Source organism: Kineococcus mangrovi, assembly GCF_041320705.1.
GTDB lineage: Bacteria > Actinomycetota > Actinomycetes > Actinomycetales > Kineococcaceae > Kineococcus > Kineococcus mangrovi.
Genome location: NZ_JBGGTQ010000004.1, coordinates 344,979 through 358,939 on the forward strand (window position 1 = coordinate 344,979; position 13,961 = coordinate 358,939).

The 13,961-nt window shown below is 74.7% G+C and carries 13 protein-coding genes; 9 read left to right on the top strand and 4 right to left on the bottom strand.

Going from position 1 to position 13,961, the window contains the following annotated elements; genetic code table 11:
- Positions 1-10: 10 nt before the first annotated feature.
- Complete coding sequence (locus AB2L28_RS10555) at positions 11-1,789, bottom strand: ABC transporter transmembrane domain-containing protein (protein WP_370718691.1); 1,779 nt, start codon at positions 1,787-1,789, stop codon at positions 11-13.
- Positions 1,790-1,926: 137 nt separating this feature from the next.
- Between AB2L28_RS10555 and guaA the strand changes: the two genes are divergently transcribed.
- Positions 1,927-3,507, top strand: coding sequence for a glutamine-hydrolyzing GMP synthase (gene guaA, locus AB2L28_RS10560; RefSeq protein ID WP_370718845.1), 1,581 nt, complete (start codon positions 1,927-1,929; stop codon positions 3,505-3,507).
- A 32-nt stretch (positions 3,508-3,539) separates the two neighbouring features.
- Here the strand turns inward: guaA and AB2L28_RS10565 are convergent, their stop codons facing one another.
- Entirely contained in the window at positions 3,540-3,998 is a 459-nt protein-coding gene (locus AB2L28_RS10565) for an Lrp/AsnC family transcriptional regulator (protein WP_370718692.1), read from the bottom strand.
- Between the two features lie 93 nt (positions 3,999-4,091).
- Between AB2L28_RS10565 and AB2L28_RS10570 the strand changes: the two genes are divergently transcribed.
- Positions 4,092-4,517 (top strand): rhodanese-like domain-containing protein, encoded by a 426-nt coding sequence (locus AB2L28_RS10570; protein ID WP_370718693.1) that lies wholly within the window; start codon positions 4,092-4,094, stop codon positions 4,515-4,517.
- 93 nt (positions 4,518-4,610) lie between these two features.
- Here AB2L28_RS10570 and AB2L28_RS10575 read toward each other — a convergent pair whose 3' ends face one another.
- Positions 4,611-5,096: a DUF1801 domain-containing protein gene (locus tag AB2L28_RS10575; RefSeq protein ID WP_370718847.1), complete on the bottom strand. Its 486-nt coding sequence runs from the start codon at positions 5,094-5,096 to the stop codon at positions 4,611-4,613.
- 125 nt (positions 5,097-5,221) lie between these two features.
- Here AB2L28_RS10575 and AB2L28_RS10580 point away from each other — a divergent pair, with 125 nt between their 5' ends.
- Positions 5,222-6,454, top strand: a complete 1,233-nt coding sequence (locus AB2L28_RS10580; RefSeq protein WP_370718694.1) for an ATP-binding protein — start codon at positions 5,222-5,224, stop codon at positions 6,452-6,454.
- A gap of 338 nt (positions 6,455-6,792) precedes the next feature.
- On the opposite strand, the gene AB2L28_RS10585 is transcribed toward AB2L28_RS10580, so the two are convergent.
- Entirely contained in the window at positions 6,793-8,166 is a 1,374-nt protein-coding gene (locus AB2L28_RS10585; RefSeq protein ID WP_370718695.1) for an aminotransferase-like domain-containing protein, read from the bottom strand.
- A 66-nt stretch (positions 8,167-8,232) separates the two neighbouring features.
- On the opposite strand from AB2L28_RS10585, the gene AB2L28_RS10590 reads away from it, so the two are divergent.
- From AB2L28_RS10590 to AB2L28_RS10615, 6 genes are all read left to right on the top strand, one after another.
- Positions 8,233-8,430, top strand: coding sequence for a hypothetical protein (locus AB2L28_RS10590; RefSeq protein WP_370718696.1), 198 nt, complete (start codon positions 8,233-8,235; stop codon positions 8,428-8,430).
- A gap of 34 nt (positions 8,431-8,464) precedes the next feature.
- Positions 8,465-9,280, top strand: coding sequence for an SURF1 family protein (locus tag AB2L28_RS10595; protein ID WP_370718697.1), 816 nt, complete (start codon positions 8,465-8,467; stop codon positions 9,278-9,280).
- The gene (locus AB2L28_RS10600) at positions 9,277-9,654 is read left to right on the top strand and encodes a DUF3817 domain-containing protein (protein ID WP_370718698.1); all 378 of its coding nucleotides are present in this window, start codon (positions 9,277-9,279) and stop codon (positions 9,652-9,654) included. Before AB2L28_RS10595 ends, AB2L28_RS10600 begins: the two co-directional genes overlap by 4 nt.
- Positions 9,651-10,481 carry an NUDIX domain-containing protein gene (locus AB2L28_RS10605; RefSeq protein ID WP_370718699.1) on the top strand — a complete coding sequence of 277 codons (831 nt, stop codon included), beginning with the start codon at positions 9,651-9,653 and terminating at the stop codon, positions 10,479-10,481. Before AB2L28_RS10600 ends, AB2L28_RS10605 begins: the two co-directional genes overlap by 4 nt.
- Positions 10,482-10,547: 66 nt before the next feature.
- Positions 10,548-12,554 carry a 5'-nucleotidase C-terminal domain-containing protein gene (locus tag AB2L28_RS10610; RefSeq protein ID WP_370718700.1) on the top strand — a complete coding sequence of 669 codons (2,007 nt, stop codon included), beginning with the start codon at positions 10,548-10,550 and terminating at the stop codon, positions 12,552-12,554.
- Between the two features lie 516 nt (positions 12,555-13,070).
- Entirely contained in the window at positions 13,071-13,946 is an 876-nt protein-coding gene (locus AB2L28_RS10615) for a hypothetical protein (RefSeq protein WP_370718701.1), read from the top strand.
- Positions 13,947-13,961: the final 15 nt, after the last annotated feature.

Below are 13,961 nucleotides of genomic sequence, written 5' to 3' on the forward strand. Positions count from 1 at the left end.
CGGCGTGTCCTCACGGGTGCTCCTCGAGCGTGCGGCGGGGGTCCCGCGGTGCGGGCACGGTCTCCGGCGCGGGGGCGGCGGCGTCGCGGGTGACGAAGACGCGGTAGCCGGGGTCGGCGGCGAGCAGGTCGGCGTGCCGGCCGGTGGCGACGACGTGCCCGTCGCGCACCCAGCAGACGTGGTCCACCTCGGGCAGGACGAGAGGGCTGGCGGTCGCGACGACGGTCGTGCGGCCGGCCCGCGCCCGACGGAGCCGGCCGGCGATGCGGGCCTCGGTGTGCGCGTCGACGGCGCTCGTCGGCTCGACGAGGACGAGCGCCTCCGGCTCGCGGGCCAGGACCCGGGCCAGGGCCAGGCGCTGGCGCTGGCCGCCGGACAGCGACCGGCCGCGCTCGGTGACGGTGCCGGCCAGGCCGCCGTCGACGAGGTCGAGGACGTCGCGGGCGTCGGCGACGTCCAGGGCCGCGAGGACCTCGCCGTCGTCGTGCACGTGCTCGGGGTCGACCTGCTCGCGGATCGTCCCGCTGAACAGCTGGGCGTCGTCCTCGGCGAGCAGGACCCGCGAGCGGACCTCGGCGACCGGCAGGTCCCGCACCGGGACCCCGCCGAAGGTGGCGCGGGTGTCGTCGTCGAAGCGGGCGAGCCGGCGGGCCAGCACCGCGGCGTCCTCGGGCGGGTCGCAGACGAGGGCCGTCATCCGTCCCGCGGCGGCGCGGATCCCGGAGTCGGGGTCGGCCAGCTCGCCCCCGCGCGTCGCGGGCGGTGCGCCCGCGCGGTCGGTGACCGCGGGGGGCACCTCGAGCAGCGTGATGAGGCGCCGCGCGGCGACGAGGGCGCGGACGTACTTGTCGGCCGCCTCCACGAGCATCCGCAGCGGGGAGGTGAGGAACGCGGCGTAGCCGTAGAGCGCGACGAGCTCGCCGGCGGTGACGTCGCCGCGGGCGGTGGCCCGGGCGCCGGCCCACACGAGGGAGGCGACGAGCAGACCGGGCACGAGGATCTGCAGCGCCTCCAGCGCCGACTCCCACGTCGCCACCCGCACCCCGGCCGCCCGCACCTGCTGGCTCTTGGCGCGGTACCGGTCGAGGAACACCTCCTCGCCGCCGATGCCGCGCAGGATGCGCAGCCCGCGGACGGTGTCGGTGCCGATCGAGGTCAGCTCCCCGGACAGCGTGCGGTGCCGGCGCTGCCGTTCCTGCAGGGGGCGCAGGACGAGCAGCAGCAGCGCCATGACGACGGGGACGCCGACGAGGATGACGAGCCCGATGGGCACCGACGTGCGCAGCACGAGCACGGCGACGACGACCACCGCGGCGACCGAGGCGACGGCGCGCTGGGTGACGTCGAAGGCGTCGGCCAGGCGCGGGCCGTCGGAGGCGATGGAGGCCAGCACCTCGCCCTGCGGCAGTTCCCGGGTCACCGCCGTGCCGGCGTGGGCCGTGTGCCGGCCGACCTGCTGCAGCGTCCGGAAGCAGGCGGTCAGCCAGTTCGTCACGCCGTAGCGGTGCCGCGTGATCGCCGCGGCCGCGGTGACGACCGCCAGCCCCAGGACGACGAGCGCCCACCGCGTCAGGGCGTTCGCGTCGCCCCGGCCGTCCGGTCCGACGAGACCGGCGTCGACGGCCCTGCCGATCGCGGCGGGCAGGACGGCCTGGGACAGCAACCACACGGTGCCGACCGCCGAACCGGCCACCATCGGCCGCCACTGCTGCGCCGCCGTGCGCAGCAGGAACCGGGTGGGGGAGGAGACGTCGGGGGTGCCGGGGTCGCTCAAGGGGAGAGAGCGCACGTCGACCGACGGTAATCGCTTCCCGGTCCCGCTTCCACGTGGTTTTCGGGCGGTCCCGCGCCGACGGCTACCCTTGGGCCGTGACGCCGGACGCGCCCGAAGGCCAGAACCCTCCCCCCGCCGATGCCCCCGCCGAGGTGGACGCCGAGCGCGCCCACCGCCCGGTCCTCGTCGTCGACTACGGGGCCCAGTACGCGCAGCTCATCGCGCGCCGGGTCCGCGAGGCCGACGTCTTCTCCGAGATCGTGCCGAGCTCGACGAGCGTGGCCGACATGCTCGCCAAGGACCCCGCCGCGGTGATCCTGTCCGGCGGTCCCTCGAGCGTCTACGCCGACGGCGCCCCGCAGGTCGACCCGGCCCTGTTCGCGGCCGGCGTGCCCGTCCTCGGCATCTGCTACGGGTTCCAGGCCATGGCCAAGGCCCTCGGCGGGGAGGTCGCCCGGACCGGCCGGCGCGAGTACGGCGGCACGGCCGCGGCCCTGCCCGACCCGGCCGCCTCCACGCTCCTGCGCGACCAGCCCACCGAGCAGTCGGTGTGGATGTCCCACGGGGACAGCGTGTCCCAGGCGCCGGCGGGGTTCCGCGTCACGGCCTCCACGCCCGACACCCCGGTCGCCGCCTTCGAGGACGACGAGCGCCGCCTCTACGGCGTGCAGTGGCACCCCGAGGTCAAGCACTCCGCGCACGGCCAGGACGTCCTCGAGAACTTCCTGCGCTCCGGCGCCCGCATCGCCCCGGACTGGACGACGGGCAACGTCATCGAGGAGCAGGTCGCCCGCGTGCGCGCCCAGGTCGGCGACGGCAAGGTCATCTGCGCCCTGTCCGGCGGTGTGGACTCCGCGGTCGCGGGGGCGCTCGTGCAGCGCGCGGTGGGCGACCAGCTCACGTGCGTGTTCGTCGACCACGGCCTGCTGCGCGCCGGTGAGGCCGAGCAGGTCGAGAAGGACTTCGTCGCGGCCACGGGCGTGAAGCTGCACGTCGTCGACGCGGTGCAGCGGTTCGCCGACGCCCTCGACGGCGTCAGCGACCCCGAGCAGAAGCGCAAGATCATCGGCCGGGAGTTCATCCGCGTCTTCGAGCAGGCCGCGCGCGACGTCGTGGCCAAGGAGGGCTCCGACGGCGGGGAGGTGAAGTTCCTCGTCCAGGGGACGCTGTACCCCGACGTCGTGGAGTCCGGCGGCGGCACCGGTGCGGCGACGATCAAGAGCCACCACAACGTCGGCGGCCTGCCCGACGACCTCGCCTTCGAGCTCGTCGAGCCGCTGCGCGCCCTGTTCAAGGACGAGGTCCGCGCCGTGGGCGTGCAGCTCGGCCTGCCCGAGGCGATGGTCTACCGCCAGCCCTTCCCCGGGCCGGGTCTGGCCATCCGCATCGTCGGGGCCGTGACGCCGCAGCGCCTGGAGGTGCTGCGCGCGGCGGACGCCATCGCCCGTGCGGAACTGACCGCGGCCGGTCTGGACCGCGACATCTGGCAGTGCCCGGTCGTCCTGCTCGCCGACGTGCGCAGCGTGGGCGTCCAGGGCGACGGCCGCACCTACGGCCACCCGGTCGTGCTGCGGCCCGTCTCCTCCGAGGACGCCATGACGGCCGACTGGACGCGCCTGCCCTACGACGTCCTGGCCCGCATCTCCACGCGCATCACGAACGAGGTGCCCGAGGTGAACCGGGTCGTGCTCGACGTCACGAGCAAGCCGCCGGGGACGATCGAGTGGGAGTGACCTCCCGCTGAGGTTCCGGGACCCCCGGCCGGTCAGGCCGGCCGGAGGTGCCGGCCCGGCAGCGGGCTGGAGTACACGACGCTCGTGGTGATCGCCCCGAGCGTCGCGAGCCGTCCCGTGACGCGTTCGAGGTCGCGCATCGACCGGGCGAGCACCTTGAGGACGAAGCAGTCGTCGCCGGTGACGTGGTGCGCCTCCACGACCTCCGGGGTCGTGCCCAGCAGGTCGTGGAACGGCTTGTAGTTCCCCGTGGGGTAGGCGAGGCGGACGAACGCCGTGACGGTGTAGCCCAGCGCCTCCGGGTCGACGACGGCGGTGAACCCGGTGACGACGCCGGTGTCGGTCAGGCGGCGCAGGCGGTCCGCGGTGGCGCTCGCGGACAGGTTCACCGCCCGGCCCAGGTCGGCCACGCTCGTGCGGCCGTCGCGTTGCAGGTGCTCCAGGAGGGCCCGGTCGGTCGCGTCGAGGGCGGGCCGTGGATTCGTCGTCACGGCCGGGAAAATACCGCCGCATCCCCGGTCGGCGGGTCATCTCGCCGTGGAGCACGCCTGGTCGGCCGGGGCTGCGCCCGGTTGCCTGGAGGGGTGTCGAACCCCCTGTCCGCCGTCGACTTCTTCGCGGCCCACCTCACCTTCCAGACCGACCCCGCCGACCTCGCGGCGGACCGGGCCGCGGGGCGGTCCCCGCTCGTCCTCGACGTCCGCTCGGACGCGGCGTGGGCGCAGGGCCACCTCCCCGGTGCGGTCCACCTGCCCGGACCGCAGGTGCGCGAGCGCATCGCGCAGGTCTGCCCGGACCGGGACGCGCCCGTCGTCGTGCACTGCTGGGGTCCGGGCTGCAACGGCGCGACGCGCGCGGCGCTCGTCCTGGCGACGCTGGGGTACTCCCACGTCCGGGAACTCATCGGCGGGTACGAGTACTGGGTGCGGGAGGGGTTCGCCGTCGTCACCGCCGCCGGCCGCACGCGTCGCGCCCCGGACCCGCTCACCGTGCCCGTCCCCGACTGCTGAGGGAGAGCGGGGCCGACCGGTACGTCCCGACCCACCCCGCGCTCGCGGACGGGTCGGGACGTACCGGTCGAGCGTTCGTCGAGGGTGCCGGCGTCAGGACGACGCGTCGGACCCGTCCGGGGCGGCGCGGGCGACGAGGGCGGCGACCTGCCCCCACGCCTCATCGGTCGCGTCCTGCGTCAGCGCGTAGGACGTCGGCCACAGCCCCGCGTCGTCGTCGAGGGTGGCCTGCGGGCTGAACCCGAAGGTGCAGTACCGCAGCTTGTCCTGCTGCCCGCTGCGGAAGAAGCACACGACCTTCCCGTCGGCCCCGGCCCAGCCCGGCTGGCCGTAGTACAGCTTCGGCGTCAGGTGCGGGGCCGCGTCCGCGACGACCCGGTGGGCGCGGTCGGCCAGCTCGCGGTCGCCGTCGGGCATCGACGCGATCTTCGCGAGGACGTCCGCGGTGTCGGCGGCGACCTTTCCGTCCTTCGCGGCGCGGCGGGACTCGGCGCGCACCTCCGCGGCCCGGGCCTTCACCGCCGCCCGCTCCACCGCGGACAGCCGGTGGTCGTCCTCGGTTCCCTCTCGTCCCGCCACCGTGGCCTCCGCGTCGCCGCGCCGGCCGCCACCGCGGCGACCGGTCACCACCGAGGCTAGGGCCGACCGCGTGGGGTGCGCTTCTCCCGTCCTGACGGGAACCTGGTCATGATAAATTTATCAGCATGCGTTCTGCGGTGAACAACCCCTTCAACCCCGGGTCCGACATCGTCCCTGCGGTGTGGGCCGGACGCACGGCGCAACTCAGTGACTGGCGCGACGTCCTGCGACCTCGCCTCGCCCGCGGCTTGCCGGAGCGCGGACGCACCATCCTCGGTGAACCAGGGCTCGGGAAGTCCGCCCTCGTACGCAAGATCGCGACGGAAGCCGCTGCAGATGGCGACTGGGTGACCTCCCAGGTCCGGGTCCCCCTCGGATCCGACCCCTTGAAGCTCGTCGCCGATGCACTCCTGAAACTCGCTCACGTCGCTGGTCTGCCCGCTCGTCGGGAGAAGCACCTCAAGGACCTGCTCGGTCGTGTCGAGTCGATCGCCGCCAGCGGTGTCTCCCTGGCCCTCCGTGAAGGCGATGGGCCGGATCCTCACGTCATGCTGACCGACCTGCTCATCGAGATCGGTCGAGCGGCCGTGAAGGAGGAAGCCGTTTGCTTGATCCACATCGACGAGGTGCAGAACATCACGGACGAGCGAGCTCTGTCACAGCTCCTCATCGCCCTCGGAGACGCAATCACCCATCGACTCATCATCGCTGCTCCGGGTGACGTGCGGATCGAAGCGTCCCTCCCGATCGCGGTCTACCTCACCGGGCTGCCGGAGTTCGAAGATCGCGCCGGAGCGCACAAGGGAGCCACCTTCGCTCGTCGGTTCGCGACGACCGTCTTGGCTGCCATCGACGACGACGACCTCACGCTCGCTCTGCAGGAGTTCGTCACCCCCGGCTGGGTGGTCGCTGACGACCGAGGGGGTGTCGCGAGCATCCGCATGACCCAAGAGGCCGTCGCCGCGCTCGTCGACCTCTGTCGGGGAGAACCGTTCCTCTTCCAGGTCGCCGGACAACAGGCTTGGTACGCCGCCGACGACGCTCTCATCACCGCCGATCAGGTCACGGCGGGTTGGAGGGTCGCCCAGCGGGAAGCGGCTGCCCACGTCGAACGAATCCTCGGACGACTGCCGCAACGTGAGCGCGACTTCCTCGAGGCGATGGCACAGCTGCCTCCCACCGACCGGACGCTCACGCGCATCGCCGACCTGGCCGGCTTTCCGGCAGCCGCGGGCGCCGGCCCCACCTCCCAGCGCCTCGACACCGTGCGCGGGATCATCGGCCGTGGCAAGCCCTACTCCTTCCGGCGCCGCGCAGTAGAGGCGTACCTCACCAGTGACTGGCCGACGGTCACCTGACGTCTGGCGATGCCAGGCAGTCGCTCCGTCGCTCCCTCCGTTCCCCGGGAGTCGTGAACAGCCGGGCGCGACGGCCCAGGACCGACCTCGCCGCCTGCCGGCGGAGACCCGGGATCCTCGCGATCAGACGACCGGGATTCGGCTTCCCGACAGGTGCGCCCCTTCTCCTGCGGCGCGCTGACGCACCGGGAGAAGTGCTGCCCGGGGTGCAGACGGTGTGGTTGACGCATCGACGGGACTGCGTGCCGGGACGCGCCGGTGGTCGAGTTGACGGTGCGGCCGGGGTCCACCGTCGTTCCACCCCTGCGGCGGCATCCTCGTCCTGGTCTCCCGTCGATTCACAGGGACGCGGCGAGCACCTTCACCGCGGCGGGGATCTGCTGCTCGGTGATCGCGGCGTAGCACAGCCGCAGGTGCGCGGCGTCCTCCTCGGCGACGACGTAGTGCCGCCCCGGCCCGACGGCGAGCCCGCGTTCGCGGGTGCGGCGGGCGACCTCGAGGTCGTCGACGCCGCGCGGCAGGCGCAGCCACAGCGAGAAACCCCCGCGGGGTCGCGGCCAGCTGCACTCGGGCAGTTCCCGGGCCAGTGCCGTGGACAACGCGTCGAGCCGGGCGCCGAGGGCGGCGGACAGCCCGCGCAGGTGAGCGTTCCAGCCGGCGCCGGTGACGAGTTCCACGGCGGCCTCCTGCAGCGGCCTCGCCACGATGAGGTGGTCGACGAAACTCAGTCCCGCGATGCGTCGCGCCACCGGGCCCCGGGCGACGACGCACCCCACCCGCAGGCTCGGCCCGGACACCTTGCTGAGGGAGTTCACGGTGATGACCCGGCCGTCGGTGTCGTCGCGCAGCAGGGACGGCGAGGTCGTCGGGCCGTGGCCGAGCCAGCGGGCGAAGTCGTCCTCGACGATGAACGCGCCGGCGCGCGCGGCGATCTCCAGCACGGGACGGCGGCGGTCGGTCGAGAGCACGGAACCGTCGGGGTTGGCGTAGGTGGGTTGCAGGTACAGCAGCCGCGCGCCGGACTGCTCGAAGGCGCGTTCGAGGAGTTCTGGGCGGACCCCGTCGGCGTCCGTGGGGACCGGCACCGGCACGAGCCCGGCGCTGCGCAGCAACGAGATGACCCCGGGGTAGCTGGGCACCGCGACGAGCACGGGGCTTCCCGCCGGCACGATCGAGCGCAGCACGGTGGACAGCGCCCCCTGGCCACCGGGGGTGATGAACACGTCGTCGCGGTCGGCCCCGAGCTGCTGGGCGAACCACGTCCGCAGCTCCGGGACGCCCGCGGGCGGCGGCACCGTCCACGCCTCCGGGCGGCGGGCCGCCCGGGCCATGGCCGAGGCCAGCCGCGAGGACGGTTGCAGGGACAGGTCGAGGTAACCGCGCGCCATGTCGAGGACGTCGTGCGAGGGGACGGTCAGGGCGGCCAGGACGCCCTCGGTCCGGACGGGGGAGGCGCCGAGGGCGACGCGCTGCCAGTCGGTGTCCACGGTCACGGTCCGGTGCGAGCGCGCGACGAAGGTGCCGGCGCCGGGACGGGTGACGACGGTGCCGTCCGCGACGAGGGCGTCGATGGCCCGCTGGACGGTGACGGGACCGACGCCGAGGTCCGCCACGAGACGGCGGCTGCTCGGCAGCTTCGCGCCGGCCGGCAGCGTGCCGGCCACCTCTCGCAGGCTGGCGGTCACGCGCTGCACGCTGCTACCGTTGTCCATGAAGAACAACAATAGCGCTATTGAAGCGCTGACCGGTAGCGGCCAGCACGTCGGGCGGAGCGGGCGGTGAGCGGCCTCGTCGTCCTCGTCGTCCTCGGCCTGCTCGTCGCGCTCGCCCTCGCGGCCCCGTTCGCCGGCGTGGACACCCGCTGGCCCGGAGCGGGAACCCGGGCCGACCGACCGTCACGCGAGAAGCGCTACCGTCTCACCCCGGATTTCGCTACCGCCGAGGTGCGGCGGGACGAGTTCGGCCGCACGAGCTGACGGGACGCCCGGCCCCGGCACGTAGCCTGGTGCCGTGGACTCCGACCGCCCGGGCGCGCCGAGGGGCCGCGTCGCCGTCCTGACCGTCGTGGCCCTCGTCGTCGTGCTCGTCTGCAGCGGACTCGGCGTGTGGCAGTGGCAACGCGGCAACGTCGTCGTCACCGAACCCCCTGCGCGGCAACCGGTCGCACCCGTCAGCCGGATCGTCGACGCCGGCGCCTCGGGCGCCGCGGCGGTCCTGTCCGCGGACGAGGTCGGCCACCGGGTCGAGGTGAGCGGCACCTTCGACCCCTCCGTCGACCTCCTCGTGCCCGGGCGCAGCCTCGACGGGGTCGTGGGGTCCTGGGTCCTCGGCGTCGTCGTGCTGCCCGACGGCTCCGGCGTGCCCCTCGTGCGGGGCTGGGTGCCCGAGGGCGCCGCCGCGCCCGCGCCGCCGGTCGGGCAGGTCGACCTCGTCGGTGTCGTCCAGCCCCCCGAGGCCTCCGACGTCGCGCCCTCGACGGCCGTACTGCCCGCCGGGCAGACGTGGGTCGTCAGCGCCGCGGACCTCGTGAACCGCGTCGAGTACCCGGTCGCCAACGCCTACGTCACCGACAGCGCCCCGGCGGCCGGGCTCGAGGCCGTCCCGCCCGCCGACCCGGGCCAGGCGACCCGGCGCCTGGACTGGCGCAACCTCGCCTACGCGGGGCAGTGGTGGGTCTTCGCGCTGTTCGCCGCCGTCATCTGGTTCCGGGCCCTGCGCGATGAGCGGCGCGGGACGGGGGAGGATGACCCCGGACCGCCGCCGGAGGGATCGGCTGACGGTGTGGACGACGGCGCAGGAGGACGAGACATGAGTGGTGCCCGGTGAGCGCGGGGACGGCCGGCGGGGTCGGGTCGGACGCGAAGGTCCGGTCGGCGCTGACGCGCTACCGGGTCTTCGCCTGGTTGACCGGGGTCGGGCTGATCGTCCTGACCTACTCGCTGCTGAGGTACCCGGTCGACGCGCTCGACCTCGGGCACCTGCCCGGCGCCGAGCGGATCAGCGAGGTCCTCGGCCCCATCCACGGCACCCTCTACATCGTGCTGCTGATCACCACCTTCGACCTCGGCACCCGCGTCCGCTGGCCGTGGAGGCGGATGCTGCTCACCGCGCTCGCCGGCACCGTCCCCTTCCTCTCCTTCTACGCCGAGCGCAAGAACACCCACGCCGTCCAGGCCCAGCTCGGAGCGCGCGCCGCGTGAGCGACCTGCAACGGGTCGCCGTCCACGTCGCCGCCGTCGCGGCCGGCCGGCTGCTCGTCGTCGACGGGGTGCTGCCGTGGGCGCTGCTCGCGCACGGCGAGACCCCCCTGGCCGCGGCCCGGCGCGTGCTGGGCCCGGACGTCGTCCTCGGGGAGCTGCTGGCCGTGCACGACGGCCGACGCGCCCACGACGGCCTGGACCTGCACACCGTCCACCTCGTCCTGGCCGGCACCGTGGCCGACGAGGCCGACGAGGCCGTCACCGGGGGGCGGTGGGTCCCGGCTCCCGACGACTGGCCGCTGGCCGCCGACGACCTCGTCGCGCTCGAGGACGCCGAACGCGTCCGGGTGTCCCCGGTCACCGACGGCAGCGTCCCCGTCGTGCGGCAGCGGCTCGCCTGCTACGCCGTCGTCGTCGCCGACGGTTCCCTCCTGCTGACCCGGCTCAGCACGACGACGCCCAGCCCCGGCCGCTGGACCCTGCCCGGTGGTGGTGTCGACCACGGCGAGCACCCGCTGACCGCGGTCGTGCGGGAGGTCCACGAGGAGACCGGCATGGCCGTCCGCGTCACCGGCCTCGCCGAGATCGGCGCCGAGCACTTCACGGGCCGGTCCCCGCGCGGGGTCCTCGAGGACTTCCACGCCGTGCGGATCCTCGTGCGCGCCGAACCGCTCGAGGTGCTCGACCCCGTCGTCCTCGACGTCGGCGGCAGCACCGACCTCGCGCGCTGGGTCCCGATCGGTGAGGCCGAGGGCGTCGGTCTCGTGGGGGTCGCGCAGCGGGGGTTGCAGATCGCCCTGCACGACGGGGACCGGGGTCGAGGCTGAGGGGTTCCCCTGCGTCGGCTGTGGTGGCAGGATCCGGCTCGCCCCCACCCCCTCGAGAGTGAGCCCATGCGCCCTGGTCGTCCCCTCGTCCGGTTCCTCAGCGCCGGCGCCGTCACGGCGGCGCTCGCGGCCCTGCTGCCGGCGGTCCCCGCGACGGCGGCGACCACCCCGGCCACCCCGGCCGCGACACCCGCGGCCACCCCCGACCAGGTGCCGGACGTGCTGCCCGCCCCGGCCGCCGGGACGACCCGGATCCAGATCGGGGCGTTCAACGACTTCCACGGCCGCCTCGAGGCTCCCGACGAGACCGACGACGGGGACCCGGTCGGCGGTGCGGCGCAGCTGGCCGGGGTCTTCGACGCCATGCGCGCGAAGAACCCCCACACCGTCGTCGTCTCCGCCGGCGACAACATCGGCGCCTCCACGTTCACCTCGTTCATCCAGCAGGACGCCCCGACGATCGCCGCCCTGAACGCGATGGGGGTGGCGGTCTCGGCCGTCGGGAACCACGAGTTCGACCGCGGCTACGCCGACCTCGTCGACCGCATCGGGGTGCAGGGCCGCCCCGGCGCGAACGGGGCGGAACCCCTGGCGGCGTTCCCCTACCTCGGGGCGAACGTCCTGAAGGCCGACGGAACGCCGGCGCTGCCCTCGTTCGCGACGACCGACGTCGGCGGGATCCGGGTGGGCTTCATCGGGGTCGTGACCCAGCAGACGTCGAGCCTCGTCGCCCCGGCCGGCATCCAGGGCCTGCGGTTCACCGACCCCGTCGCGGCGGCGAACTCGGTGGCGGCCCAGCTGTCCGACGGCGACCCCGCCAACGACGAGGCCGACGTCATCGTGCTGCTCGCCCACGAGGGTTCGGCCGGGACCGACTGCGCCACCGTGCAGACCGAGGGCGCGTTCGGGCGCATCGTGCAGGACACCAGCCCGCAGGTCGACGCCATCCTGTCCGGGCACACCCACCTGCGCTACGACTGCCAGTTCCCCGTCGCCGGCCGCTCCACGCCGCGACCGGTGCTGTCGGCCGAGAGCTACTCCACGGCCGTCGACGACCTCGTCCTCGACGTCGACACCACGACCCGCGAGGTGGTCGCCACCGGCCACCAGGTCCTGGCGGTGGAGGGTTTCACCCCGAACGCGCGGGTCCAGCGCATCGTCGAGGACGCCGTCGCGTTCGCCGAGGACCGCGGCCGGCAGCCGGTGGGTTCCATCACCGCCGACATCACCCGCGCGTTCTCCGGCGGCGACGACGACCGCGGGAAGCAGTCGCCGCTGGGGAACCTCATCGCCGACGCCCAGTTGCAGCAGACCGAGGGCGCCGGTGCCCAGATCGCCCTGGAGAACCCCGGCGGGATCCGCGACGACCTGCTCTACGCCCAGTCCGGTTCCGAGGGCGACGGGGTCGTGACGTACGCCGAGGCCGCCGCCGTGCAGCCGTTCGCGAACTCCGTCGTGACGACGACCCTGACCGGTGCGCAGGTCCGGCAGGTGCTCGAGGAGCAGTGGCAGCCGGCGGGTTCGTCCCGCCCGTTCCTCGCCCTGGGGTTGTCGGAGGGGTTGTTCTTCACCTACGACGAGGCGGCCCCCGCGGGCCGGCGGGTCCGCTCGGTCACCCTCGACGGCGCCGAACTGGACCCGGCCGCGCAGTACCGCGTCACGGTGAACAGCTTCCTGGCCTCCGGCGGGGACAACTTCACGACGCTGGCGGAGGGGACCGACCGCACCGAACTCGGCAAGACCGACCTCGAGGCGTTCACCGCCTACCTCGGACTGCCGGAGAACCAGGGGCTCGCGCCGGACACCGACCTGCGGTACGCGCCCGCCGCGGCCACGACGCCGACGCCGGTCCCGCCGACGGTCGCCCCGACCACGCCGGTGGCGACGCCGACGCAGACGGCCACCGCCGCCGTCCCGCCGTCGCAGCGTCCGTCGCGGACGCCCGTGGCGGCCGCTCCGTCGGGCTCGCTCGCGAACACCGGGACGAACGTCGCGCCGTGGCTGGCGGCCGGTGGCGCGCTGGTGCTCGCCGGTGGGGCGCTGCTCACGGCCGCGCGGCGTCGCGCGTCCTGAGCGGAGGGGGAGAGGCTGGTCGCCCCGAGCGTCGCCTCTCGGCGAGTGGCCGCTCGCAGCGGCTGGAGTTGAGGCCCGGGGACACGTACCGGGGCGACCAGTCCCCACAACCATCGGCACCGGGGTGGCATTCCTGCAGTCCTCCACCGACCGGGTGCAGGCCGTGGAACCGGTCGGTCGCGGATCGCGTCCACGTCGGGTGACGAGGCGACGCTCGATGCGGGCGGCGGTGCTGGTGTCCGTCCTGGTCACCGGTCTCGTGAGCTGCCGGAGCACCGGGCAGGCGTAGGGGCCCCCCGAGCCGGCGCGGGACGTCCCCGTCGTGAGCGGGACGTGGACGCCGATGGCCCCGGCGCCCCTCGCGGCCCGGGGTGGCGCCGCGAGCACGGTCCGCGAGGGGCGGTTCGTCATCGCCGGTGGCTACGTGTTCCCCCGCGTGAGGGGTGCCTGCGGCGACGGTGGGAGCTGCGGCGGACCGGCTCCGGTCCCCGTCCTGACGCCGCGGCCTGGTCCGCGGTGACCGGGACGTGGACGCCCCTCCCGGCCCTGGCGGGCATCGTGGACACCTGCGCGACGGGTCCCGCCCTGGAGCCCTTCCTCGGGCCGGTGGGGCTGGACCCGGTCGGTGCCCGGGCGAGGGTGCCGTTGACGACCGGGGACGACGGGCGCTGGGTCGGCCGCACCTTCGTGGTCGCCGGGTGGCTGGGCGGCACCGCCGCGCAGCAGGAGCGCAAGGCGGTGGCCGTGGCGTCCTTCGACGCCGACACCGGTGCGTGGACCGTCGACCCGTGGCTCTTCCCCGACGCCTACCAGCAGGAGCTCGTGAGCGTGTGGGCCGACGACCGGCTCGTCGCCGTCGTCAAGGCCATCGGGCCGGGGTGCTCGGACCGGCAGGCCTGCCGGCGGGTGGTGACCTGGTCACCCGGGAACGGCTGGCACCAGGTCGCCGAGTGGGCGATCGGCCCCGCCGGTGCGCAGACGCCGGAGCACGTCCCGGACCTCTCGCCGGGTCACTGGACGGGGTTCGGCGAGCTGCTGTGGGACGGCCGCCGCGTCCTCGGGGTGACCTTGGGCTCCGGCGGGCTGGTGGTGGCGACGCTGTCCGAGATCGACGGCCGGGTCGAGGAGGTCGGGTCCTTGCCCGGGACGATCTCGACCCCCGACGCGGTCGCGCTGCACGGGCAGGACGTCGTCGTCGACGACGACCGGGCGGTGCTCCTCGGTCCCCGCCGGCGGTGGGCCCGGCTGCCCGCCGTGCCCGGGGCGGAGGTGGCGGACCGGGCCGTCGGCGTCGTGGGTGACCGCCTCGTCGTGTGGGGCGGGAGAGCGGTCCCCGGGGTAGCGGGCAGCACCGACTCCGCCGACGGCTGGACCTTCCCCCTCCCCGCCTGAAGACCCCTCCACGAG

Bases quoted from the DNA above. Each gene is read 5' to 3' on its own strand.
- AB2L28_RS10580 (WP_370718694.1), top strand. From the start codon at position 5,222: ATGCGTTCTGCGGTGAACAACCCCTTCAACCCCGGGTCCGACATCGTC.
- AB2L28_RS10585 (WP_370718695.1), bottom strand. From the start codon at position 8,166: ATGGACAACGGTAGCAGCGTGCAGCGCGTGACCGCCAGCCTGCGAGAG.
- AB2L28_RS10610 (WP_370718700.1), top strand. From the start codon at position 10,548: ATGCGCCCTGGTCGTCCCCTCGTCCGGTTCCTCAGCGCCGGCGCCGTC.